This is a genomic window from Salinarimonas soli, assembly GCF_008386575.1.
GTDB lineage: Bacteria > Pseudomonadota > Alphaproteobacteria > Rhizobiales > Beijerinckiaceae > Salinarimonas_A > Salinarimonas_A soli.
The window spans coordinates 20,980-41,873 of record NZ_VUOA01000047.1; the positions used below are offsets into that span (position 1 = coordinate 20,980).

Consider the following 20,894-nt stretch of genomic DNA (forward strand, 5'->3'; position numbering starts at 1 on the left):
AGGGCAGCACGAGCATGACGAGCGGCATCCACCACGTCACCGGCATCACCGCCCACGTTCAGGCGAACGTGGATTTCTATGCTGGCTTCCTCGGCCTCAGGCTCGTGAAGCAAACGGGGGGCTATGCGGACGCGGAGCAGCTGCATCTCATCTACGGAGACGGGCTGGGCAGCCCGGGTTCGTTGCTGACCTTCCTGGTTTGGGAGGCTGCCAGCCGCGGCCGCACCGGGCTCGGGCAGGTCTCGGAAGTGGCGCTGGCGGTTCCGCCCGGATCGATCGGCGACTGGCTCACCCGGGCGCTGAGGGCCGGCATCCCGCCCGGGGGGCCGTCTCGCGAGTTCGGCGAGCCGGTCCTCCGGTTGAGCGACCCGGACGGGCTGATCGTGAAGCTGGTCGGTGTCGAGATGACGACGCCCGCCCCGCTGGACGGGGCTCCGACCCGCCTGCGCGGCGTCACGCTTCTCACCGACAGGGCTGGGGAGACGGCAGGCTTCCTGGCGCGCTTCGGGTACGCGACGGGCCCGCACGCGGGCATGAGCCGGCGCATGATCTCGGATACCGACATCGTCGACATCCGCGAGGTCTCGGGCTTCGTGCCGTCCGTACCTGGTGCCGGAGTGCCCGATCACGTGGCGTTCCGCGCAACCGACGCCGACGCCGTCCGGTCCATGCGGCTTTCGCTGAGGGAGCATGGGCCGACCGAGGTTCACGACCGGAAGTACTTCCTGTCGCTCTACGTCCGCGACCCGGCCGGCATCCTGATGGAATACGCGACCGACGGGCCGGGCATGACCGTGGACGAAGCACCCGGCGAGCTCGGCCGAACCCTCTTCCTGCCGCCGCATGAAGCCGAGCGCGCAGAAGACCTGAGGGCCATGCTCCCGCAATTCGCCCTGGCCGGCGAGGAGAGGGCTCCCATCCGCGATCTCCCGTTCGTTCACCGCTTCAACCGGCCGACGGAGCCCGACGGCACGACCCTCGTCCTGCTGCACGGCAGCGGCGGGAGCGAGGCCGATCTGATGCCGATCGCCCGCCGCATCGCCCCGCGCTCGACGCTGCTCGGCGTGCGCGGCCGGGCGACCGAGGAGGGCCCCCCTCGCTGGTTCCGCCGCCTCGATGCCACGACGTTCGACCAGGCTGATATCCGGGGCGAGGCGGAAGCGTTCGCCGCCTTCGTCGAGGGCGCCGTGGCGGGTTACGGGCTCGACCCGGAGAGGCTCGTCTTCCTCGGCTATTCCAACGGCGCGAACTTCCTGGCGGCGGTCATCCAGCTTCACCCCGGTCTCGTGCGCCGGGCCGTGTTGCTGCGCGGGCTTCAGGCCCTGGAGGACCCGCCGGCTGCGGACCTGTCGGGAACAGGCCTGCTGCTGCTCGGCGGGCGCGACGATCCCTATGCTCGCGAGGGAACGGTGCTGGCGAATGCTCTTGAGGCCGCCGGCGCCCGTGTGGACCTCAGGGAGATCCCAGCGGGGCATGAGCTATCCGGCGCGGATGCCGTCGAGGCGTCCGAGTGGATCCAGCGAACTCTCGCATCGGACGAAGGCCCGGATCCATGACCGGCAGCCGACATCGCGGGCCAACGCAGCCGAAGCCGGCAAGACCCGAAATCCTGCATGGTTCGCGGACCAGTGCGTGAGCAGGGCTGTGTGGACCGGCTGTAGCCCTGGAAGCCGTGTCCCTCACGGATCGGAAGCAGGCGGCCCGGCGTGGTAGCGCAGCCCGTCGACGAGCAGGCCCAGCATACGCTCGACATGGACCAGGCTGTCCTCTCCAGTCGCGACGGACAGATTTCCGACGGCACGCAGCAGATCGTAGGCTGTGCAGCCGCCCCAGGTCCGAGCGCGCGACCTCCTCGCGCCGGTGACGAGATAAAGCCCGCTTCGACGATGCTAAGGCTGCAGCGGCGGCGGCGCGGGCCGCGGTGAGGGGTTATGACAGCCTCTGACCTGTCGGGCCGCAGCGATGCCACGGGGGCGTTGGTACGAAGTCCCTGGCCAGCCATTCGACGAAGGCTCGCGTCTTGGCCGGAATGAGCCGCCCTGGCGGCAGGACCACCTGCACGGCGCTCTCGACATCGAAGCGCCACTGCGGCAGCACACGGACGAGCCGTCCGTCGGCCAGTTCCTGCCCGATCTCCCAGTCGGAGGCGGGCAGGATGCCGGCGCCCGCGATGCAGGCCGCGAAGAGGCCCTCGCCTTCGTCCGAGACGATGGAGCCCGACACGCGTTGGGTGACGTGCTCGGCGCCGCTCCGCAGCTTCCAGCCCTGGCGGAATCCCTCCATCGGAAACCGGAGGCATTCGTGGCTTTCCAGGTCGGCTGGCTTCACCGGCGCGCCCTTGCGCGCGACGTAATCCGGCGAGGCGCAAAGGATGGTCTCGACCGGGGCAAAGCGCCTCACGACGAGGCCGCTGTCCGACAGTTCGCCGATGCGGACCGCCGCGTCGTATCCCTCCGCCACCAGGTCGACGAAACGGTCAGTGTGGCGGAGCTCCAGCTGAACCTCGGGGTACGCGGCGACGAACTCCGGCAGTCGCGGCGCGATCCACCGCCTGGCGTAAGTCGCCGGCAGGCTGAGCCTCAGGAGCCCGCGCGCCACGGACGCGCCCTCAGCGGCCTCGGATTCCGCCGCCGCCAGCTCGCTGAGGACCGTCCTGACGCGGGTGAGATAGGTGCCGCCGGCCTCCGTCAGGGTGATCCGCCGCGTCGTCCGGGACAACAAACGCACCCCGAGCCGAGCCTCCAGGGCGTCCAGCCGCCGCGAGATGACGGACGGATCACGATCGAGCGCCCGCGCCGCCGCCGAGATGCCGCCATGCTCGACGACCGCGACGAAAGCGTCGATCTGCTCGAATTGGGGCCCTCCTCGTTCTTGCATCTGACGCACGAGTGATTTGTCCAACGCCGGAATTATCGTCCCTCTCTGCAGGGATTATCTCGGGTCGGTCAAGGGGATCACCTCCGCATCGTCGCGAGGCCCCTTCCATGCCTCCGACCCCCGTCCCGAACCGCAACCGCATGCCGCTGCAAGGAGACCAGCAATGAAGGTACGAGTCCTATCCCTCACCGACGCGTCGTTCGAGCGCTCACCCGGCCAGGACGCCGACGTGTTCGCGGCCAACTTGATCGACGAGCGTCATGAGGGACCGATCACGATCGGCTATGGACGTTATGGGCCGGGCCAGGGCCTGCACGAGACGATGGCCGTCGACGACGTGATGATCGTCCTGCAGGGCCAGGTCACGATCATCGCGGACGGCGACGTCAGGACCGCCGTGGCTGGCGACATCGTCTACATGCCGAAGGGAGAGGCGGTGGAGATCCGCGCTCACGAGCAGGGTGCCCTCACCGCTTACGTGACGTGGCCCCATTGGAAGCCGGCCTACACCCAGGATGGCGCCTGACCTCTCGACTTCCGCCAAGCTGACGCCGAGAGGTCAGGCGCCATCGGCCAGGAACACTCGTTCTGCAGCGCACTCCTGTCGTTCATGGAGACCGGTTGCCCCATCCCTGCTCGCGCGCATCCGGCTATGGTCGCAGGGTCCGGTTGCGTCTCAAACGGACGGGCTGGGCCCGGCGACTCGCAAGCTCGTCACGTGCCTTGGCTGCGGATCGGCTTGCAATTCCCAAGCTGATGCATCGCTTGCTCCGGTCACGACAGCGACGATCACGCAAGCCTTGCTCCCTCACTCGCGAGGAAATTTTTGAAAGTTGCAGGACGAGTCGGCCGAGCGCGTCACCATCGCCCCGGTCGGGTTTAGATGCCCGTGGCGCCGCGCCGGTCGACGACGGGTACGCGTGCCCCGGTGCCATCGAGAGGCGCCATGCCGAACCCGACCCCGCGCACCTGAGCAAAGCTCGGCGACCGCCTCCCGACGGTGGCAAGAGCCCGATCCAACTCGGCGGCGACACACTCAACCGCAAAATCGATGATCTCGCAGCAGGACCGGGTACGCGCTCGCGCCGGACGCCCTCTAGGGTCCAGCCATCGACCGGTGCTGGCCCACCGATGACACCCGGAGGTCAGGACACACCCTGTGAACGAGGCTTGCCTCGTACCGAACGTAGCCGACTGGAGGACAGGCGACGCTTTGCACTCCCGATCATCCCGCGCTGCTCCTGTCGTCAAGCCGCCGCCTGCCGAGATGACTTCCAAACCGGCGTCGCGTCCCGCGCAAGCTCGCGGCGTCCACGGCCCACGGTCCCGAACTCCCGCCATCGACGGCTTGGAACCACATCGAAGGGGTCTGCCATGTACCTTTCTGCCCACGCCCTCAACGATCACGCGCGAAGCGCGAGCCGCATGGCGTCCCGCCTTGCCGCCCGCCACCCCGACGGCATTGACGAGACCTGGATCGCGCCGACCTGCCCGAACTATGTGGGAGCCCGGTCGGTGACGCTCGATCACGACGCCTGGAGCGACGCCGCGGTGACTCTCGCTCACGTCCGCGCCTCCGGTGAAGTTCACGCCTCGCTCACGGCCGACTGCACACGGATCCTCGTCGCCGTGGAAGAGGTCGGCGGGCCTTTCGTCCTGCGCGGCGAGGCCGCTCTGGGCCGTCCGCTGGCGCTCGCGCCGAACGGCGTCAGCGTGGTGCCGGCCGGCGCCGAGGTGTCGGGCTCGGCGCGTCGGTTGAGCTATCTCTGCCACCTCGCCGTGCAAGTGGATCGCGATCACCTCGAGGCGGCCTTCGGCGACACTCTCGATATCGGACGCGTCCTTGCACCCCGTCTCATGAGCACCAACCCTCGTGCGGCAGGCCTGGCGCGCATGATCGCGGACGAGTGCAACGGCGTGCAAACCCATGATCGCGTGTTCCGGGACAGTCTTATGCTCGCCTTCCTGTCAGCTCTCGTGAGCGGGGTGGATCAGGCCTCCAAGCCCGCGCGGGGCGGGCTCGCGGCCTGGCAGGTGCGGCGCACGATCGACTACATCGTCCAGAACCTCGGATCGGACATCGATCTCGCGCAGCTCGCCGGGGGCGTCGGGCTCTCGAGATCTCACTTCTGCCGCGCCTTCAGGGAGACGACCGGGCTCCCGCCTCACAAGTGGGTGATCAACGCCCGCATCGAACGGGCGAAGGAGCACCTCCTCGCCGCCAAGCTGTCCTTGAGCCAAATCGCTCTCGACGTCGGCTTCTCGGACCAGTCTCACTTCACCCGCGCCTTCAGCAAGAGCGAGGGCATCAGCCCCGGGGCTTGGCTGCGCTCGCGGCTATGACGTACCGCTTGTGGCCGCAACTTGGCGCCCTCGCAGCCAAGCCCGTTCGCGGCGATGACCTTCGCCCGCTCGAGGTGCCCGTGCCGTCCGGGATTCTCGTGCGCGAGGAGGGGTGCGGCACCGTTCTGGCCGGCCCGGGCCCAGAGTGGCCCTTCATGCGGCTCCACGCCTCCGCGAAAGGCGTCCGACCGCGAAACCGTACGGCAGGACCGCTGCCCGCGGCGAGGCCACGCCCGACGTTTCTCGTTGCAAACGATTGTCGGCGTCAGACATGGTGCGGTCGAGAGCGGCTCGCGGGAAGGGTGACATGACCGGAGCGCGGTCAGGGTCTGGCGGAGGCTGCGCGGTGGAATTCCGCCGCGGATGGCGGGCGCCCAGTGGCTTCCCATCGCTCCCGCGGTTCTCGTCGCCTTCGCGGTCGCCTCGCCGGAGCCGCGCCATCAGGGCTTGCCGGTGCCGATCGCCGGACGGGGTGGTTCAGCTCGACGTGGACGCCCGATCTTACCCGTTCGGCTGCGACAGGGTTCTTCCTCAACAGGGGTGGGGCGCAACGCACCAGCCGCGGGCGACGCAATCAGACCTACCGTCGCCACCCGCCCGTCGCCGAGCCTGGCCTGTGAAAGGAACAGCAGCGGTGAGATGCAGGAACAATCAGCAGATGCGGCAACGCTCGACTTCGAAGCATGTCCGTTGAATCACACTTCCGATGATGCTATCGCTGGACGTGGCTAACTATCATGAATCAGCATGTAAATGTGCTCGAAACGATCATTTCATTTGGCAATTTCCAGCTGATTTCAGATCGGCAGGAGCTGACGGAGAACGGGCGTCCCGTTCGTCTGGGCAGCCGGGCCATCAGCATCCTGACGATCCTCGTCAGACGGGCCGGCGAACTCGTCACGAACGAAGAGATCGTCCGGGAAGTCTGGCCTGAAACCTTCGTCGAGGAGGGCAATCTTCGGGTGCACATGACGGCGCTCCGCCGGGCGCTCGGACATGGCCGCGATGGTACTCGCTACATCGTCAACGTCCCAGGACGAGGCTACCGCTTCGTCAGGCCGGTCACCGTCACGGCATGCATGCCCTCCGTGGGCTCGAGTACCGAGCTCGCGTTGCCGCACGCATCGCTGCCCACGCCGATGACGCGGATGATCGGCCGCGACGATCTCGTCACCGCGCTCAAGGCGCAGATACCGCAAAGGCGCCTGATCACGCTCGTCGGCCCGGGAGGCATCGGCAAGACCACGGTCGCGCGAAGCGTCGCGCAATCCGTGGCTCGCGACTATCGGCATGGCTCCCACTTCGTCGAGCTCGCGACCATCACGGACGGCCATCGCGTTCCTGGTGCGGTCGCGACGGCTCTCGGTTTCGCCGTCAAGTCCGACGACCCGAGCTCCAGCCTGATCTCGCATCTGGGGAGCCTGCGAGCGATGATCGTCCTCGACAATTGCGAGCACCTCGTCGAGGCGGTGGCCACCCTCGCGGAGGACCTGTTGCTCCACGCCCCGGGCGTGCAGCTTCTGGTGACAAGCCGGGAGGCTCTGCGGGTCGACGGGGAACGGGTGGTCAGGGTCGCTCCGCTGAGCGTCCCTCCGCCGTCAGACGGCCTCACGGCTCAAGGAGCCGCCACGTACTCGGCAATCCAGCTGTTCGTCGAGCACGCGAGCTCGAACTTGGACCTGTTCGAGCTGACCGACGTGAATGCGCCGGCGATTGCCGATATCTGCCGTCGACTCGACGGGATCCCGCTCGCCATCGAAATGGCCGCGGGGCGCATCGAGAGTCTCGGGCCGTCCGAGATCGCCGCCATGCTCGACGATCGGTTCCGCTTCCTCAACAAAGGCCGGAGGACCGCCCCTCCGCGCCACCGTACGCTGCGCTCGATCGTAGACTGGAGCTACAACCTGCTTCCCGAGGGTCAGCGTAGGACGTTTCGGTACCTTTCCGTCTTCGCAGGCTGGTTTTCCGCGCCGGCCGCGGCCGCCATTATCGCCGACGAGGCGACGACGCTCGGGGAGATCGTCAACGCCATTTCCGACCTGACGTCCAAGTCGCTTCTCGCCGTCGATGTCAGCGGCAACACGACCCTGTACCGCTTCTTCGAGACGACCCGCGCATACGCCCTGGAACTGCTGTCCGACGCCGGGGAATCGGAAGCTGTGGGCCGTGCCCATGCGGTCTACGTCTGCGAGCGCTTCGAGCGCGCCAAGACCGAATGGGACATCCGCCCGACAGCCGAATGGCTTGCCGAGTACCGCCTCAGCCTCGACGACTTGCGAGCGGCTCTCGACTGGGCCTTCGCGCCCGGCGGTGATTTGAACCTCGCGGTGCGCCTCACCCTGGCGGCGGCCCCGATGTGGCTTGAACTCTCGCTGATCGAGGAGTGCCGGAAGCGTACCGAGCAGGCTCTCGCCGCTGTCGGCCACGAGAGCGACGAGGACGACGAGCGCACGATGCAGCTCTACGCAGCGCTCGCCTGGTCCCAATTGTATCAGGCCGAAGCGGCGCACGCGGCTGCCGCAAGCTGGACGAAGGTGCTGGAGATCGCCGAGGCGCTGGGCGATCTGGAGTTTCAGCTTCGCGCCCATTTCGGGCTTTGGGCCAACAGCATCAACAGAGGCCTTTTCGGACGGTCGCTCGCGCAGGCCGAGCACTTCGCGATGGTCGCCGCTCGGAAGGGGGATCAAGCCGAGATCCTGCTGGGCGAGCGGCTGTTGGGCGCCTCCCTCCATTTGAAGGGAGGCGCGCAGAGCACGGCCCGCTCGCACCTCGAGCACATGCTGAGCGGCTACAATGCCCCGATCCGCCGGTCGCACGCGGTGCGCTTCCAGGTAGACCAGCGGATCACCGCCCGAATGACTCTCGCCCGGACCCTCTGGCTGCAGGGCATGGTCGATCAAGCGATGCAGGGTGTCGAGCGGCTCGTAGAGGACGCCTGGGCGCTCGGCCACATGCGCACGCTCTGCAACGTCCTTGCACAGGTCGCGGCGCCCCTTGCGCTCTGGACGGGCGACGAGACCGCTGCTGAGCGGTACACCCGATTGCTGCTGGACGCGACCTCGCATGAAGCGCTGGAGGTCTGGCGCGCCTATGGATTCGCGTTCCAAGGCCATCTGATGGTGGCGCGTGGCGATGTCTGCGACGGAATCGACCTCCTTCGGGCAAGCATCGAGCAATTGGAACGTCACGAGTTCGTGCAATTGAATCCGATCCTGACCGGCAACCTCGCCGATTTTTGCGCCGAGGGCGGGCGCCTCGTGGAAGCGAGGGACCTGATCGAGAAGGCGATCGCGTTCTGCGAGCGAACGGAGGGGCGGTGGTGCATCGCAGAGCTCTGGCGCGTCCGCGGCAATATCGCGGTTCTCGAGGCCGGTGACGTCTCCGCCCCTGCGGCGGCGAGAGATTTCCGACAATCGCTGGACTTTGCCCGGCAACAGGGGGCATTCACCTGGACGCTCAGGACCAGCATGAGCATCGCACGGTCATACCGAGCTCAGGGACGGTTCCATGACGCTCTGGACATCCTCCAGCCCGTCTACGACAGCTTTTCCGAGGGTTTTCGCTATGTCGATCTCAGGGCGGCCAGACATCTCCTGCGCGACCTGAGCCATGCAGTCGGGCCGTCATCGGCTTCCGGCACCAATCCCCCACCTTAGGCGGACGCCGCCGATCCGAGCCCGGGGGACGGGATCGTTTCACGCCAAGGTATTCCGGTGCCGAATTCCTCAGCGGGGACGAGCGGATGACCTCGTGGCGCGCGAGGAGATCGGACCAGCCGCTCTCGAAGCGAGGAGACGGTTTGCGATCACGCGGTCAGCAGCCATGTCATGCGTCCGGTCCGGGCCCAATCCGACCGAAAATTCCTGCCGACGCCGAGAAATGAGGGCTTGGTTCACCCAACGGGTGAGAATGGCGCGCCCTGCGGGAGTCGAACCCGCCTCTTCAGCGTGAAAGGCTGACGTCCTAACCGATAGACGAAGGGCGCTCGCGGCATCGTGGCCGGACGGCGGGGGATTATAGGAGTTCGGGGCGGGCGGCAAGCCCTCTCGCGGCGGCGGCCGGCGCAGACGGGCGCTCAGCGCCAGGGGCCCCCGCCGGGGAAGCGGATGTCGAAGGGGAGGTACTTGGCGCGGATGCGGTCGTAGGTGCCGTCGGCGATCACCTGGTCGATCGCCGCGTCGAAGCGCTCGCGCAGGGCCACGTCGCCGCGCCGCAAGGCCACCGAGACCCCCATGCCGTGAAAGGCCGGGTGGTAGCGGGCATTGCCGACGAACCGGCAGCACGCCCCCTCGCGGGAATCGAGGAAGCGCTGGAGGGCGAGCTTGTCGCCGAGCACGAGGTCGAGGCGCCCGGAGAGGAGATCGAGGGCCGCCTCCTCCAAGTTGCCGAACAGGCGGATCTCGGAGCCCTGATAGAGCTCCTCCAGATAGGCCGCGTGCTCCGTGAGCCCCGGCACGCCGATCGTCTTCCCCTTCAGCCCCGCCGGGCTCGTGTCCGGCACGGCGGCGTCACGGCGCGCGATGAAGGCGGGCGGGACGAGATAATAGGGCTTGGAGAACGACATGCGGAAGCGCCGCTCGCGGGTGCTCGCCATGGAGGACATGACGGCGTCGTAGCGCCCGGCCCGCAAGCCCTCGCTCATGCCCTCCCAGTCCTGGAGCACGAAGGTGCACTCGGTCTTCATGGCGACGCACAGGGCTCGGCCGAGCTCCACCTCGAAGCCCGCGGGCTCGCCCTTGTCGTCGGCGAGGTTGAAGGGCGGGAATGCCCCTTCCGTGGCGATGCGGATCGGCGGCGACGCCTCGACCGCCATGGCGCCGCCTCCCGCGAAACCGGCGAGCAGGACCAAAGCGGCGACGATCGGCCCGGCCCCGAACCAAAAGCCGCGAGGCCCCATGATCCGCCGGCCCGCCGCCTGCGTAGAGGGCGGCAGAAGCCAGAGTTCAAAAGGGGAGAACCTGGCGGGTGCCGCACCGGGACCGGCACCGGCCGTCATGTAACGAAGAGCCAAGCACGCCATCAAATCCGCGCCACTGCGCAACCTTTGCTCTTGCATAACGGCCCAACTTTTGTCCTTTAACGCCACCTGCCGGAGCTGCGAAAGCGCGGCCGGTCATCCTTGGGAGGATATTACATGAAGCGTCGTCAGTTTCTTCAGGCTGCCGGTATCGGGGCAGCGGCCACGACGGTCGCGGCGCCCGCGATCGCGCAGTCGATGCCCGAAATGCGCTGGCGCCTGACCTCGGGCTTCCCGAAGTCCCTTGACACCATCTATGGCGGCGCCGAGGTGTTTGCCAAGCAGGTCGCCGAGGCGACCGACGGCAAGTTCCAGATTCAGGTCTTCGCCGCGGGCGAGATCGTGGGCATGCCGCAGGCCGTCGATTCGGTGGCGAACGGCACCGTCGAGATGACGCACACCTGTTCCTACTACTACGTGGGCAAGGATCCGACCTACGCCATCGGCACCGCCCTCCCCTTCGGCCTCAACGCCCGCCAGACCAATGCCTGGCTCTATCACGGCGGCGGCAACGACCTCCTCAACGAGTTCTACGCCAAGCAGGGCCTCTACGGCATGCCCGGCGGCAACACCGGCACCCAGATGGGCGGCTGGTTCCGCAAGGAGATCAAGACCCCGGCCGACCTCCAGGGCCTGAAGATGCGCATCGCGGGCATCGCCGGCCAGGTGATGGCGAAGCTCGGCGCCGTGCCGCAGCAGATCCCCGGCGGCGACATCTACCCCGCTCTCGAGCGCGGCACGATCGACGCGGCGGAGTGGGTCGGTCCCTACGACGACGAGAAGCTCGGCTTCAACAAGGTGGCGCCGTTCTACTACTACCCGGGCTTCTGGGAGGGCGGTCCCTCGCTCCACTTCTTCATCAACAAGGCGAAGTGGGAGGAGCTGCCGAAGCACTACAAGTCGATCGTGACCTCGGCGGCCGGCTACGCCAACATCGACATGCTGGCCAAGTACGACGCCCGCAACCCGGCGGCCCTGCGCCGGCTGGTGGGCGGCGGCGCGCAGCTGCGCCCGTTCTCGCAAGAGATCATGGAAGCGGCCTTCAAGGCGGCGAACGAGGTCTATGACGAGATCGGCTCCAAGAATGCCGACTTCAAGAAGGTCTACGAATCCTACCGCGCCTTCCGCGGCGAGGAGTACCTGTGGTTCCAGGTGGCCGAGTACGCCTTCGACAACTTCATGATCCGCGCCCGCGCCCGCGGCTGAGACCAAGGCGCATCACGGCATCGAGGAGGCCCCGGGGCGACCCGGGGCCTTTTTCGTTGCCCTTACCTACCGCAGGCTCACCTGCCGCATGGGCATCCCTAACGTAGTTCAGGGAATTTCAACTTTGGCGAGAGAATGAGCGGCCGGCAGCAGCATGTCGGCTCGCGATTAAAGCATTTATTCTGCAACCATGTGCCCCATGCTCGGCCATGAAGCGGAGCGCATCATGAGCTTGGGATCGATCTTGCGGCGGGCCTGGACGGGCTGCGTCGGCGCCTTCCACCACGACAGGCGCGGCGTCGCCGGCGTTATCTTCTCGCTGGCCCTCGTGCCCATGGTGGCGGCGGTGGGCACCTCGGTCGATTACGCGAGGCGCAGCGACGTGGCCGCGGCCCTCCAGCGGGGCGTCGACGCGGCGGCGCTCGCGGCGGCCCTGGCCGCAAAGGAGAAGCGGGACTCGAATACGGCCGCCCTCGCGGCGTTCCGGTCCACCTTCAAGCGCACGGAAACCATCGGGGCGCCCGACGTGCTCTACCGCCTCGTCGACGGACGCCACCGGGTGACCGCCGACACGCGCCTTGCGACCCGGTTCATGTCCGTGGTCGGGCTCAACGAGATGAGCATCTCCGCGATCGCCGACGCGGTCTACGCGCCGGCGCGGCCGGAGCCCGTGGAGATCGCGCTGGTCATGGACACGACGAACTCCATGTTCTGCGGCTGCCAATGGCCCGACGTCGTGAAGGCCGTGTCGAGCATGCTCCAGGGCCTCAAGGGCGACGGCTCGCAGCCCTATTTCGTCACCCTCATCCCCATGTCCGACCGGGTCAATGTCGGGACGGTGGGCACTTCGTCGACCTCCTGGATGAAGGGCAAGGCGCCGGCCGACTGGAACGGCTGCTTCGAGCCCCGCGAGCGCGCGACCGCGGGCTTCCCCTATGCCCTCGACGACGACCGACCGAACTCGAACAACGACAAGTTCTCGCCCTCGGCGCCGGGCTCCTATCTGCCGAACCATGTGGGCGCGGCCTACGGCACGAACGGCGTGCCCGTCTGCCCGACCCAGGCCATCACCGGCCCGACGAACGACGTGAAGGACATTGAGAGCGCACTGACCTCGTTCTCGGGCGCCGGCACGGGGCGCTACGACGAGGGCATGGCTTGGGGCTGGCGCGTGCTGTCGGAGAAATGGCAGGGCCAGTGGAAGGCCGGCAATAGCTACCCCTCGAAGAACGGCTCCCGGCGTAAGATCGCGATCTTCGTGAGCGACGGCCGGACCACCGCCTAAGATTATGAGGTGGGCGGCACGGCGGGCGGCTCCTTCGGCTGGAACCGCGGCAGCCGCCAGGGCTTTGAGCACTTCGTGCAGGTGTGCGCCGGGATGAAGGCTCAAGGCATCGAGATCCACGTGCTGCAGGCCGACGGCAACACGGATTTCGACGCCTATGCCCGGCAATGCGCCACGAATGCCAAGACCCATCACCGCGTGAACGACGCCGAGTCCGTCAAGACCGCCTTGAAGACCATCACGCCGGCTACCACCGAGACGCTCCGCCTGGTTCGCTAACCTCCCGCTCGCGCGGCGAGTCGCCGTTGCGCGAGGCCGCCTCGATCTCGTCGAGCACCGCCTCGGGAGCGACGTTGCGGGTGATCTCCGGCAGCTCGCCGTCGATCTCGGTCGTCACGCCCATCTGGTCGGCCATGGCCTTCACGAGGGTGACGAGCTTCGTTACCTCGTGCTCGGCGAGCAGGCTGATCTGGAGATCGAGATCGGCGCGCTTATCCGCCGCGGCCTGCATGCGGTTCTGGCTGATGAGCACGAAGGTGGACAGGAAGATCGCCTCCACCGACGCCCACATGGCGAGGATCACGAAGGACTCGTCCCAGCGCGGCACACCTGGCACCCAGCCGAGATTGGCGAGGATCCAGAAGCCGAACAGGGCGAGGTGGAGATAGACGAAGAGCATGCTGCCGGTGAAGCGCGTGATCGCCTCCGCGGCCTTCTCCTGCAGGGTCGCCCGCCGGTCCTCCTGCTCGCGCCGCCGGCTCAGCGCCGCGATGTTGCGCTCGAGCACCGAGCTCATCCCCGGCGGGTGCGGCGGCGGGGTGGTCGGCCCTCGTCGAAGCTCATCCATCGCCGCCCTCCCTGAACGCCAACCCGGGGTCTTCGGGGAACGGCGGCGGGAGAAGAACGGTTCCGGGGTGCGGAGGCCTTCGGGCGCGGACTGGGCCGCATGGTGCCCACTGTGAGGACACCGCCGTCCGGCACTCAATGGATGTGGAGTGCCAAACGTGGGACGTCCTGGCGAGGGCGGCGCGACCTGCTCCCCTCCCCCTTGCGAGGAGGGGCTGGGGGTGGAGGTGACGGCTGTGCAGCGCCAGAAGGAAGCACAACCGATCGGCTGGTGCCCTGTTCTGCTCCACCATCGGCGTCACCCCCACCCCAGCCCTCCCCCGCAAGGGGGAGGGAGCAGGTGGCGCTTCCGGCCGCTGGCCGTTCCGCCCTACAGCGGAATGTTGTCGTGCTTCTTCCAGGGCGTCTCGCTCGTCTTCTCCCGCAGCATGGCGAGCCCGCGGGAGAGGCGGCGGCGGGTGGAGTGAGGCATGATCACCTCGTCGATATAACCCCGCTCGGCCGCCACGAAGGGCGACATGAAGCGGTCCTCGTATTCCTTGGTGCGCGCCGCGATCTTCTCCGGATCGCCGATGTCGGCACGGAAGATGATCTCCACCGCGCCCTTGGCGCCCATCACCGCGATCTGCGCGGTGGGCCACGCATAGTTGAGGTCGCCGCCGATGTGCTTCGACGCCATCACGTCGTAGGCCCCGCCGAAGGCCTTACGGGTGATCACGGTGAGGAGCGGCACCGTGGCCTCGCTATAGGCAAAGAGCAGCTTCGCCCCGTGCTTGATGAGCCCGCCATATTCCTGCGCCGTGCCCGGCAGGAAGCCCGGCACGTCGACGAAGGTGACGATGGGGATCTCGAAGGCGTCGCAGAAGCGCACGAAGCGCGCCGCTTTCCGCGAGGCGTCGGCATCGAGCACGCCGGCCAGCACCATGGGCTGGTTCGCCACCACGCCCACCGTGCGGCCCTCGATCCGCGCGAAGCCCGTGACGATGTTCTTCGCGAAGCTCTCCTGGATCTCGAAGAAGTCGCCCTCGTCCACGACCTTCAGGATGAGCTCCTTCATGTCGTAGGGCTTGTTCGGGTTCTCGGGCACGAGCGTGTCGAGGGAGAGGTCGACCCGGGTGGGGTCGTCGTCGGAGGGGATCTCGGGCGTGCCCTCGCGGTTGTTCGCCGGCAGGAAGTCCATGAGGCGGCGGACCTGAAGCAGGCACTCCACGTCGTTGTCGAAGGCGCCGTCGGCCACCGACGACTTCATGGTGTGGACCTTGGCGCCGCCGAGCTCCTCGGCGGTGACGGTCTCGTTGGTGACGGTCTTCACCACGTCGGGGCCCGTCACGAACATGTAGCTCGTGTCGCGCACCATGAAGATGAAGTCCGTCATGGCCGGCGAGTAGACGTCGCCGCCCGCGCAAGGGCCCATGATGACGGAGATCTGCGGGACGACGCCCGAGGCGACCACGTTGCGGCGGAACACCTCGCCATAGCCGCCGAGCGCCGCCACGCCCTCTTGGATGCGCGCCCCGCCCGCGTCGAACAGGCCGATGATCGGCGCGCGGGCTTTCAGCGCCATGTCCTGGAGCTTCGTGATCTTCTGGGCGTGCGCCTCCGACAGCGAGCCGCCGAACACCGTGAAGTCCTTGGAGAAGACGAAGACCTTGCGGCCGTTGATCGTGCCCCACCCCGTCACGACGCCGTCGCCGGGGACCCGCTGCTCCGCCATGCCGAAATCGGTGCAGCGGTGCTGCACGAACATGTCGAACTCCTCGAAGGAGCCCGAGTCGAGGAGAAGCTCGATGCGCTCCCGGGCCGTGAGCTTGCCGCGCCGGTGCTGCGCGGCGATCCGCGCCTCGCCGCCGCCAAGGCGAGCGCCCGCGCGCCGCTCCTCGAGCCTGTCCAGCATGTCCTTCATGGTCGCGTGCCCGTATCCCTGGTGTGGTCGACCGCGACGCTTAGCACGGGGCTTCGGGTGCGCAAATCATCGCTCGCGCACGCGGATCTTGGGTCGGGCGCCCGGGTCAGGCCTCCGGCCCGGCAAGCTCGTAGGTGCGCGCGGCGGCGAGGAAATCGGCGTAGCGGGCCTCCCGGCGGGCCATGGCCTGCGCGTCCTTGCCCCACACGCTCTCCTGGTAGAGCTCGTCCGCGTGAGCCGCGTCCCAGGCCGCCTGCGGGTCGAGGCGGCCGAGCGCCAGCGCGATCGCGATCAGCACCGAGCCGGTCAGCGTGGTCATCACGTGCAGGCCAGCGAGGCGGAACGCGGACGGCTCGCGCTCGATCCAGGCCCGCACGGCCGCCGTGGCGCTCTCGGGCTGCTCCACGAAGGTGACGCCCTGCGAGAGCACGAACTGCGCCCCGACACCATCACGCAACGCCGCAAGGATCGGGTCCCAGGCGCCCGCCTGTTCCGCGACCAGCCGCTCGGGCTCGCCCGCCCGGTAGCAGACGAGATCGCTGCCGGCATATTTGACGAGATCGTCGATCACCGCCTCGCGCTGGTCGGCCACCCCGTCGATCGCCGAGTTGGCGAGGCGCGTGAGAGGCATGGTGGCGGGGTCGATGCTCGGACCCTGCGCCTGCCATTCCGCCGCGACCGCCTCGCCGAGCGCACGGGTCGGGAAGCTCAAGGGCTTGCGCGCCGGCGTGCGGGCCGGGCGCCCGTCGAGGGTCAGCACGAAGCCCCCCTCCTCCGGGGTCACGGCAGCGGTCTCGTAGAAGCGCTTGGGCAGCGAGGCCCGCGCGCCTTGCCGGGCGGACTTGGTCGGGTCGACGGGCTCGGGCTCGTCGCCGAACCAGCCCGGAGAGGATGTGTCGCTCATAGGGGAAAGGTAGGTGGCGCTGGCCAGCCTGCAAGCGGCTCAAGGGGCGAGAAGGCCCTCTCCGGCAAGCCAGGCGAGCACCTCGTCGAAGGACCCGGCGACCGCCTCCGCGCCGCTCGCCCGCAGGCGCTCGGGGGTGTGATAACCCCAGGCGACACCGAGGGCCCGCGTTCCGGCGGCCCGAGCCATGGCCATGTCGTAGATCGAGTCGCCGATCATCACGGCGGAGGCGGGCGGCACGGAGATCTCGGCGAGGGCGCGCTCGATCATGCCGGGATGCGGCTTCGAGGGCGCGTCGTCGGCGGTCTGGACCGTCGCGAAGAGACCGACCCAGCCGAAGCGCTCCAGGAGCGCCGCCACGCCGCGACGGCTCTTGCCCGTGGCGATCCCGAGCCGGACGCCGGGCGTGCCCGACAGGCGTCGCAAAGCCGCATCGGCGCCGGGGAAAAGGGGCTCGGCCCGCGCCGGATCCGCCCGCAGGCTCTTGAAGGCGTCCCGGTAGGCCTGCTCGAGCGGCGCGACGGGACCATCGGGGCCGACGAGCGCCGTAAACGTTTCCGGCAGGGAGAGGCCGACGAGCTCCAGGAGCCGGCCCCGCTCGGGGCATGGCAGCCCGAGGGACGCGAAGGCGCGCCCGTGCGCGGCCGCGATCATGTCCTGGCTGTCCACCAGGGTGCCGTCGACGTCGAAGAGGATCAGGGGCAAGGGCGGGCTCCGGGCAGGTGCCCGTCCTTACGCGATTCGTTAAGCGTCGCGCCGTGCCTCAGGCGAGCCAGAGCAGCGCGAGCGGGGCGGCCGTGAGGGCGATCCCGAGAGCGCCCATGGCGAGCGGTGCGGCCATGCGGCTTCGCGCCACGATGCCCCGGATGCGCTTGGCTGCGATCTCCGACTGGATCGCGCGGCCGTTCATGCAGGAGCACAGGAGCCGGTGGGCCTGCCCGTCGGAGAGGCCGAAGAACAGGCGGGCCTCGCCGAGCGTGTCGCCCGCGAGCCCCTCCTCCCGCAGGACTGGATCCTGGAAGGCGACCGTCAGGGGCGAGTTGTCGGCGCGCATGAGCGGGCGCTCGTCGCGCGGCACGAACTCCATCTCCTCGAGGGTCTTCAGGCGCCGGCCCGGGTCGCGCTCCAGAACCTCGGCCCAACGCTCCAGCCGCTCGTGGCGGCTCATGGCGACCCGGACAGGGGCATCGCCGATCTCGGCCATACGACGTAGCTCGTCGAGATGCGTGTGCTTCATCGGGCATCCTCCAATGGGCCCGAACCCGGCGGCGGACAGCCGGCAGGCTGCAACCCTTTCTTCAGGCTGCGCCGACTCGGCGGCGGAAAGATGTCGATGAAAAGCGGGGACTCGTCCGACAATTCACGCTTTCGTAAGCAGGCTCCGCGATGGTCGGCTCACCCAACGGAAGGGAAGCGTTATGGACCTCGTGCAACTCGTTTACTATAGCCGCAATCTGCTCGCCGACGACGACAAAGGCCAACTCAAGCTCCTGCGCGAGATCCTGTCCATCGCCCGCCAGAAGAACGTCGAACGCGACGTGACGGGCTACCTCATCTTCGACAAGCACTGGTTCATCCAGATCCTGGAAGGCGACCGGGCCCACGTCCGCGCCACCTACGAGCGGATCGCGCGCGATCCGCGCCACACGCAGGTGACCCTTCTCGACACGAAGCCGGTCCGCCAGCGTACCTTCTCCCAGTGGTCCATGGGCGGCGCCATGCGCAACCTCGACCAGCAGGAGGTCTTCCTCGCCCACGGCATCGCCGGCCAGATCGACCCGACGAAGCTCAATGCCGCCAAGATCGTGGCCGTCGCGAGCGACCTCGCCGCGCTGAGCGGCGGCCGGGCGTCCCAGGCCGCCTGAACCGGCTGCGAAGGGCTCCGAAAACGAAAAGGGCGGCCGCGAGGCCGCCCTTCTTGCATTCAGTGGTCCGTGGCGACTTAAGCCGCCTCGGCCTCTTCGGTGTTCATGGTCGGCCCGGAGTCCTGGCCGCGAGCATCGACGTCACGGTCGACGAACTCGATCACGGCCATGGCGGCGTTGTCGCCGTAGCGGAAGCCCGCCTTGAGGACGCGGCAATAACCGCCCGGGCGGCCGGCGTAGCGCGGGCCCAGCACCTCGAACAGCTTCTTGACCATGCCCTCGTCGCGCAGGCGGCTCATGGCGATGCGGCGGGCGTGCAGGTCGCCGCGCTTGCCGAGCGTGATGAGCTTCTCGACGACCGGACGCAGGTCCTTGGCCTTCGGCAGCGTGGTGACGATCTGCTCGTGCTTGATCAGGGCCGCCGCCATGTTGGCGAACATGGCCTGACGGTGCTCGACCGAGCGGTTGAAACGGCGACCGCGAAATCCGTGACGCATGGCTCTTCTCCGGGTGTGTTATGCGGCCGCCGTGCCACGGTACGGCCGCTTCCTTGATGTGGGCCCCGCGCCCAGGGGCGCGGGATCCGGCTCAGTAGTGCTCCTCAAAGCGCTTGGCGAGGTCCTCGATGTTCTCCGGCGGCCAGCCGGGCACTTCCATGCCCAGATGCAGGCCCATGGAGGCGAGCACTTCCTTGATCTCGTTCAGCGACTTGCGGCCGAAGTTCGGGGTGCGGAGCATCTCGGCTTCGGACTTCTGGATCAGGTCGCCGATATAGACGATGTTGTCGTTCTTCAGGCAGTTCGCCGAGCGGACCGACAGCTCGAGCTCGTCGACCTTCTTGAGCAGCGCCGGGTTGAAGGGCAGCTGCGGCGCGGCCGAGACGGCCTCTTCCTTGCGCGGCTCCTCGAAGTTCACGAACACCGAGAGCTGGTCCTGGATGATGCGGGCCGCGTAGGCGATCGCATCCTCAGGCGTCACGGCGCCGTTGGTCTCCACGGTCATGGTCAGCTTGTCGTAGTCGAGAATCTGGCCCTCGCGGGTGTTCTCGATCCGGTACGACACCTTCTTGACCGGCGAGTAGAGCGCGTCGATCGGGATGAGGCCGATCGGCGCGTCCTCGGGACGGTTGCGCTCGGAGGGCACGTAGCCCTTGCCCGTGTCGACCGTGAACTCCATGCGGATCTCGGCGCCGTCGTCGAGGGTGCACAGCACGAGCTCGGGGTTGAGCACCTGCACGTCGCCGACGGTGTTGATGTCGCCCGCCGTCACGGTGCCGGGGCCGGTCTTGCGCAGGGTCATGCGCTTGGGCCCGTCACCCTGCATCTTCAGGGCGATCGTCTTGATGTTGAGCACCATGTCCGTGACGTCCTCGCGGACGCCCGGGATGGACGAGAACTCATGGAGGACGCCGTCGATCTGCACGGCCGTCACGGCCGCGCCCTGGAGCGACGACAGGAGCACGCGGCGCAGCGCATTGCCGAGCGTGGTGCCGAAGCCGCGCTCCAGCGGCTCGGCCACGACGGTCGCCACCCGCTTCGGGTCGACGCCGGGGGCCACCTCGAGCTTGTTCGGCTTGATGAGCTCTTGCCAGTTCTTTTGGATCACGACCACACCTCTCAGGGTATGCGAATGGGGGCGGGCCCGGTGGCACCGCCCCCCGCCTTATGCGGATAGCGTCAGACGCGGCGGCGCTTGCGCGGGCGCGTGCCGTTGTGCGGGATCGGCGTCACGTCGCGGATCGAGGTCACGGTGAAGCCCGACGCCTGAAGGGCGCGCAGGGCCGACTCGCGGCCCGAGCCGGGGCCGGAGACCTCGACCTCGAGGGTGCGCATGCCGTGCTCGGAGGCCTTGCGGGCTGCGTCCTCGGCCGCGACCTGGGCGGCGTAGGGGGTCGACTTGCGCGAGCCCTTGAAGCCCATGGCGCCCGACGACGACCAGGAGATCGTGTTGCCCTGCGCGTCCGTGATGGTGATCATCGTGTTGTTGAACGAGGCGTTCACGTGAGCGACGCCCGACACGATGTTCTTGCGTTCGCGGCGGCGAACGCGGGTGGCTTCCTTGGCCATTCCTTAGGATCCTTCAAGCGCGCCCGTGATGCCAGGCGCTGGGGATGGATGAGGTGATCGCGGCCGGGTCGCCGGCCGCCGTCTTTCAGATGTCATGGCCGGGCTTGACCCGGACATCCAGGCGCCGAGGCGCTGGGTCCCGGGTCTCGCTGCGCTCGCCCGGGATGACCTTTCGCGGCCTTAAGGCCGCCAAAGGTCACTTCTTCTTGCCGGCGATCGGCTTGGCCTTGCCCTTGCGGGTGCGGGCGTTCGTGTGGGTGCGCTGACCGCGGACCGGGAGGCCGCGACGGTGGCGCAGGCCGCGATAGACGCCCAGGTCCATCAGGCGCTTGATGTTCATCGAGACCTCGCGGCGCAGGTCGCCCTCGACGAGGTAGTCGCGGTCGATCGTCTCGCGGATCTGCAGGACCTCGGCGTCGGTGAGCTCGTTCACGCGGCGCTCGGCCGGGATGCCGACCTTCTCGCAGATCTCGGCGGCCTTCTTGGCGCCGAGACCGTGGATGTACTGGAGCGCGATGATGGTGCGCTTGTTGGTCGGGATATTGACGCCTGCGATACGGGCCATGAGCCGTCTCCATCTGG

19 protein-coding genes and 1 tRNA gene are annotated in these 20,894 nt (G+C 68.1%); 8 read left to right on the top strand and 12 right to left on the bottom strand.

All coding sequences use genetic code 11. From position 1 onward, the window contains the following. The first annotated feature begins 14 nt into the window (after positions 1 to 14). On the top strand, positions 15 to 1,556 hold the full coding sequence (locus tag F0L46_RS23610; RefSeq protein WP_149822075.1) for a VOC family protein: 1,542 nt from the start codon (positions 15 to 17) through the stop codon (positions 1,554 to 1,556). Between the two features lie 373 nt (positions 1,557 to 1,929). Here F0L46_RS23610 and F0L46_RS23620 read toward each other — a convergent pair whose 3' ends face one another. Then, positions 1,930 to 2,877, bottom strand: a complete 948-nt coding sequence (locus F0L46_RS23620) for a LysR family transcriptional regulator (RefSeq protein ID WP_149822120.1) — start codon at positions 2,875 to 2,877, stop codon at positions 1,930 to 1,932. A 163-nt stretch (positions 2,878 to 3,040) separates the two neighbouring features. Here F0L46_RS23620 and F0L46_RS23625 point away from each other — a divergent pair, with 163 nt between their 5' ends. From F0L46_RS23625 to F0L46_RS23635, 3 genes are all read left to right on the top strand, one after another. Beyond that, positions 3,041 to 3,403, top strand: a complete 363-nt coding sequence (locus F0L46_RS23625) for a EutQ-related cupin domain-containing protein (RefSeq protein ID WP_149822076.1) — start codon at positions 3,041 to 3,043, stop codon at positions 3,401 to 3,403. 848 nt (positions 3,404 to 4,251) lie between these two features. Further along, the gene (locus F0L46_RS26350; protein WP_188312112.1) at positions 4,252 to 5,220 is read left to right on the top strand and encodes a helix-turn-helix domain-containing protein; all 969 of its coding nucleotides are present in this window, start codon (positions 4,252 to 4,254) and stop codon (positions 5,218 to 5,220) included. 755 nt (positions 5,221 to 5,975) lie between these two features. Continuing rightward, positions 5,976 to 8,876, top strand: a complete 2,901-nt coding sequence (locus F0L46_RS23635) for an ATP-binding protein (protein ID WP_188312113.1) — start codon at positions 5,976 to 5,978, stop codon at positions 8,874 to 8,876. Positions 8,877 to 9,130: 254 nt separating this feature from the next. Here F0L46_RS23635 and F0L46_RS23640 read toward each other — a convergent pair. Then, positions 9,131 to 9,205, bottom strand: a tRNA-Glu gene (locus F0L46_RS23640). A 90-nt stretch (positions 9,206 to 9,295) separates the two neighbouring features. Beyond that, a complete protein-coding gene (locus F0L46_RS23645; protein ID WP_188312114.1) occupies positions 9,296 to 10,033 on the bottom strand; it encodes a transporter substrate-binding domain-containing protein in 738 nt (245 codons plus the stop codon). 321 nt (positions 10,034 to 10,354) lie between these two features. On the opposite strand from F0L46_RS23645, the gene F0L46_RS23650 reads away from it, so the two are divergent. From F0L46_RS23650 to F0L46_RS23660, 3 genes are all read left to right on the top strand, one after another. Next, positions 10,355 to 11,443, top strand: a complete 1,089-nt coding sequence (locus F0L46_RS23650) for a TRAP transporter substrate-binding protein (protein ID WP_149822080.1) — start codon at positions 10,355 to 10,357, stop codon at positions 11,441 to 11,443. Between the two features lie 226 nt (positions 11,444 to 11,669). Next, positions 11,670 to 12,728 carry a TadE/TadG family type IV pilus assembly protein gene (locus F0L46_RS23655; protein ID WP_188312115.1) on the top strand — a complete coding sequence of 353 codons (1,059 nt, stop codon included), beginning with the start codon at positions 11,670 to 11,672 and terminating at the stop codon, positions 12,726 to 12,728. 9 nt (positions 12,729 to 12,737) lie between these two features. Then, on the top strand, positions 12,738 to 13,007 hold the full coding sequence (locus F0L46_RS23660; protein ID WP_149822082.1) for a hypothetical protein: 270 nt from the start codon (positions 12,738 to 12,740) through the stop codon (positions 13,005 to 13,007). Here F0L46_RS23660 and F0L46_RS23665 read toward each other — a convergent pair. The 5 genes from F0L46_RS23665 to F0L46_RS23685 all read right to left on the bottom strand — a co-directional run bounded on the left by F0L46_RS23665 (position 12,976) and on the right by F0L46_RS23685 (position 17,618). Then, positions 12,976 to 13,575, bottom strand: a complete 600-nt coding sequence (locus F0L46_RS23665) for a DUF1003 domain-containing protein (protein ID WP_149822083.1) — start codon at positions 13,573 to 13,575, stop codon at positions 12,976 to 12,978. The two genes, F0L46_RS23660 and F0L46_RS23665, sit on opposite strands and share 32 nt — an antisense overlap. 369 nt (positions 13,576 to 13,944) lie before the next feature. Beyond that, positions 13,945 to 15,477 (bottom strand): acyl-CoA carboxylase subunit beta, encoded by a 1,533-nt coding sequence (locus F0L46_RS23670; RefSeq protein WP_149822084.1) that lies wholly within the window; start codon positions 15,475 to 15,477, stop codon positions 13,945 to 13,947. A gap of 106 nt (positions 15,478 to 15,583) precedes the next feature. Further along, positions 15,584 to 16,381, bottom strand: a complete 798-nt coding sequence (locus F0L46_RS23675) for an ATP12 family chaperone protein (RefSeq protein WP_149822085.1) — start codon at positions 16,379 to 16,381, stop codon at positions 15,584 to 15,586. Positions 16,382 to 16,420: 39 nt separating this feature from the next. Further along, the gene (locus F0L46_RS23680; RefSeq protein ID WP_149822086.1) at positions 16,421 to 17,086 is read right to left on the bottom strand and encodes an HAD-IA family hydrolase; all 666 of its coding nucleotides are present in this window, start codon (positions 17,084 to 17,086) and stop codon (positions 16,421 to 16,423) included. 58 nt (positions 17,087 to 17,144) lie between these two features. Then, the gene (locus tag F0L46_RS23685) at positions 17,145 to 17,618 is read right to left on the bottom strand and encodes a hypothetical protein (protein WP_149822087.1); all 474 of its coding nucleotides are present in this window, start codon (positions 17,616 to 17,618) and stop codon (positions 17,145 to 17,147) included. Positions 17,619 to 17,799: 181 nt separating this feature from the next. Between F0L46_RS23685 and F0L46_RS23690 the strand changes: the two genes are divergently transcribed. After that, positions 17,800 to 18,246 carry a BLUF domain-containing protein gene (locus tag F0L46_RS23690; protein ID WP_149822088.1) on the top strand — a complete coding sequence of 149 codons (447 nt, stop codon included), beginning with the start codon at positions 17,800 to 17,802 and terminating at the stop codon, positions 18,244 to 18,246. A 77-nt stretch (positions 18,247 to 18,323) separates the two neighbouring features. Here the strand turns inward: F0L46_RS23690 and rplQ are convergent, their stop codons facing one another. The 4 genes from rplQ to rpsM all read right to left on the bottom strand — a co-directional run bounded on the left by rplQ (position 18,324) and on the right by rpsM (position 20,877). Further along, entirely contained in the window at positions 18,324 to 18,743 is a 420-nt protein-coding gene (gene rplQ / locus F0L46_RS23695; RefSeq protein WP_149822089.1) for a 50S ribosomal protein L17, read from the bottom strand. Between the two features lie 91 nt (positions 18,744 to 18,834). Then, positions 18,835 to 19,866 carry a DNA-directed RNA polymerase subunit alpha gene (locus F0L46_RS23700; RefSeq protein WP_188312116.1) on the bottom strand — a complete coding sequence of 344 codons (1,032 nt, stop codon included), beginning with the start codon at positions 19,864 to 19,866 and terminating at the stop codon, positions 18,835 to 18,837. A 56-nt stretch (positions 19,867 to 19,922) separates the two neighbouring features. Further along, positions 19,923 to 20,312: a 30S ribosomal protein S11 gene (gene rpsK / locus F0L46_RS23705; protein WP_149822091.1), complete on the bottom strand. Its 390-nt coding sequence runs from the start codon at positions 20,310 to 20,312 to the stop codon at positions 19,923 to 19,925. 196 nt (positions 20,313 to 20,508) lie between these two features. Beyond that, positions 20,509 to 20,877, bottom strand: a complete 369-nt coding sequence (rpsM, locus tag F0L46_RS23710; RefSeq protein WP_149822092.1) for a 30S ribosomal protein S13 — start codon at positions 20,875 to 20,877, stop codon at positions 20,509 to 20,511. Between the last annotated feature and the right edge of the window lie 17 nt (positions 20,878 to 20,894).

Excerpts from the sequence above, each read along its gene's own strand:
- F0L46_RS23610 (WP_149822075.1), top strand. The coding sequence starts at position 15 with ATGACGAGCGGCATCCACCACGTCACCGGCATCACCGCCCACGTTCAG.
- F0L46_RS23670 (WP_149822084.1), bottom strand. The coding sequence starts at position 15,477 with ATGAAGGACATGCTGGACAGGCTCGAGGAGCGGCGCGCGGGCGCTCGC.
- F0L46_RS23690 (WP_149822088.1), top strand. The coding sequence starts at position 17,800 with ATGGACCTCGTGCAACTCGTTTACTATAGCCGCAATCTGCTCGCCGAC.
- F0L46_RS23645 (WP_188312114.1), bottom strand. The coding sequence starts at position 10,033 with ATGGCGGTCGAGGCGTCGCCGCCGATCCGCATCGCCACGGAAGGGGCA.
- F0L46_RS26350 (WP_188312112.1), top strand. The coding sequence starts at position 4,252 with ATGTACCTTTCTGCCCACGCCCTCAACGATCACGCGCGAAGCGCGAGC.
- F0L46_RS23675 (WP_149822085.1), bottom strand. The coding sequence starts at position 16,381 with ATGAGCGACACATCCTCTCCGGGCTGGTTCGGCGACGAGCCCGAGCCC.
- F0L46_RS23665 (WP_149822083.1), bottom strand. The coding sequence starts at position 13,575 with ATGGATGAGCTTCGACGAGGGCCGACCACCCCGCCGCCGCACCCGCCG.
- F0L46_RS23655 (WP_188312115.1), top strand. The coding sequence starts at position 11,670 with ATGAGCTTGGGATCGATCTTGCGGCGGGCCTGGACGGGCTGCGTCGGC.
- rplQ (WP_149822089.1), bottom strand. The coding sequence starts at position 18,743 with ATGCGTCACGGATTTCGCGGTCGCCGTTTCAACCGCTCGGTCGAGCAC.
- rpsK (WP_149822091.1), bottom strand. The coding sequence starts at position 20,312 with ATGGCCAAGGAAGCCACCCGCGTTCGCCGCCGCGAACGCAAGAACATC.
- F0L46_RS23625 (WP_149822076.1), top strand. The coding sequence starts at position 3,041 with ATGAAGGTACGAGTCCTATCCCTCACCGACGCGTCGTTCGAGCGCTCA.
- F0L46_RS23650 (WP_149822080.1), top strand. The coding sequence starts at position 10,355 with ATGAAGCGTCGTCAGTTTCTTCAGGCTGCCGGTATCGGGGCAGCGGCC.
- rpsM (WP_149822092.1), bottom strand. The coding sequence starts at position 20,877 with ATGGCCCGTATCGCAGGCGTCAATATCCCGACCAACAAGCGCACCATC.
- F0L46_RS23620 (WP_149822120.1), bottom strand. The coding sequence starts at position 2,877 with ATGCAAGAACGAGGAGGGCCCCAATTCGAGCAGATCGACGCTTTCGTC.
- F0L46_RS23685 (WP_149822087.1), bottom strand. The coding sequence starts at position 17,618 with ATGAAGCACACGCATCTCGACGAGCTACGTCGTATGGCCGAGATCGGC.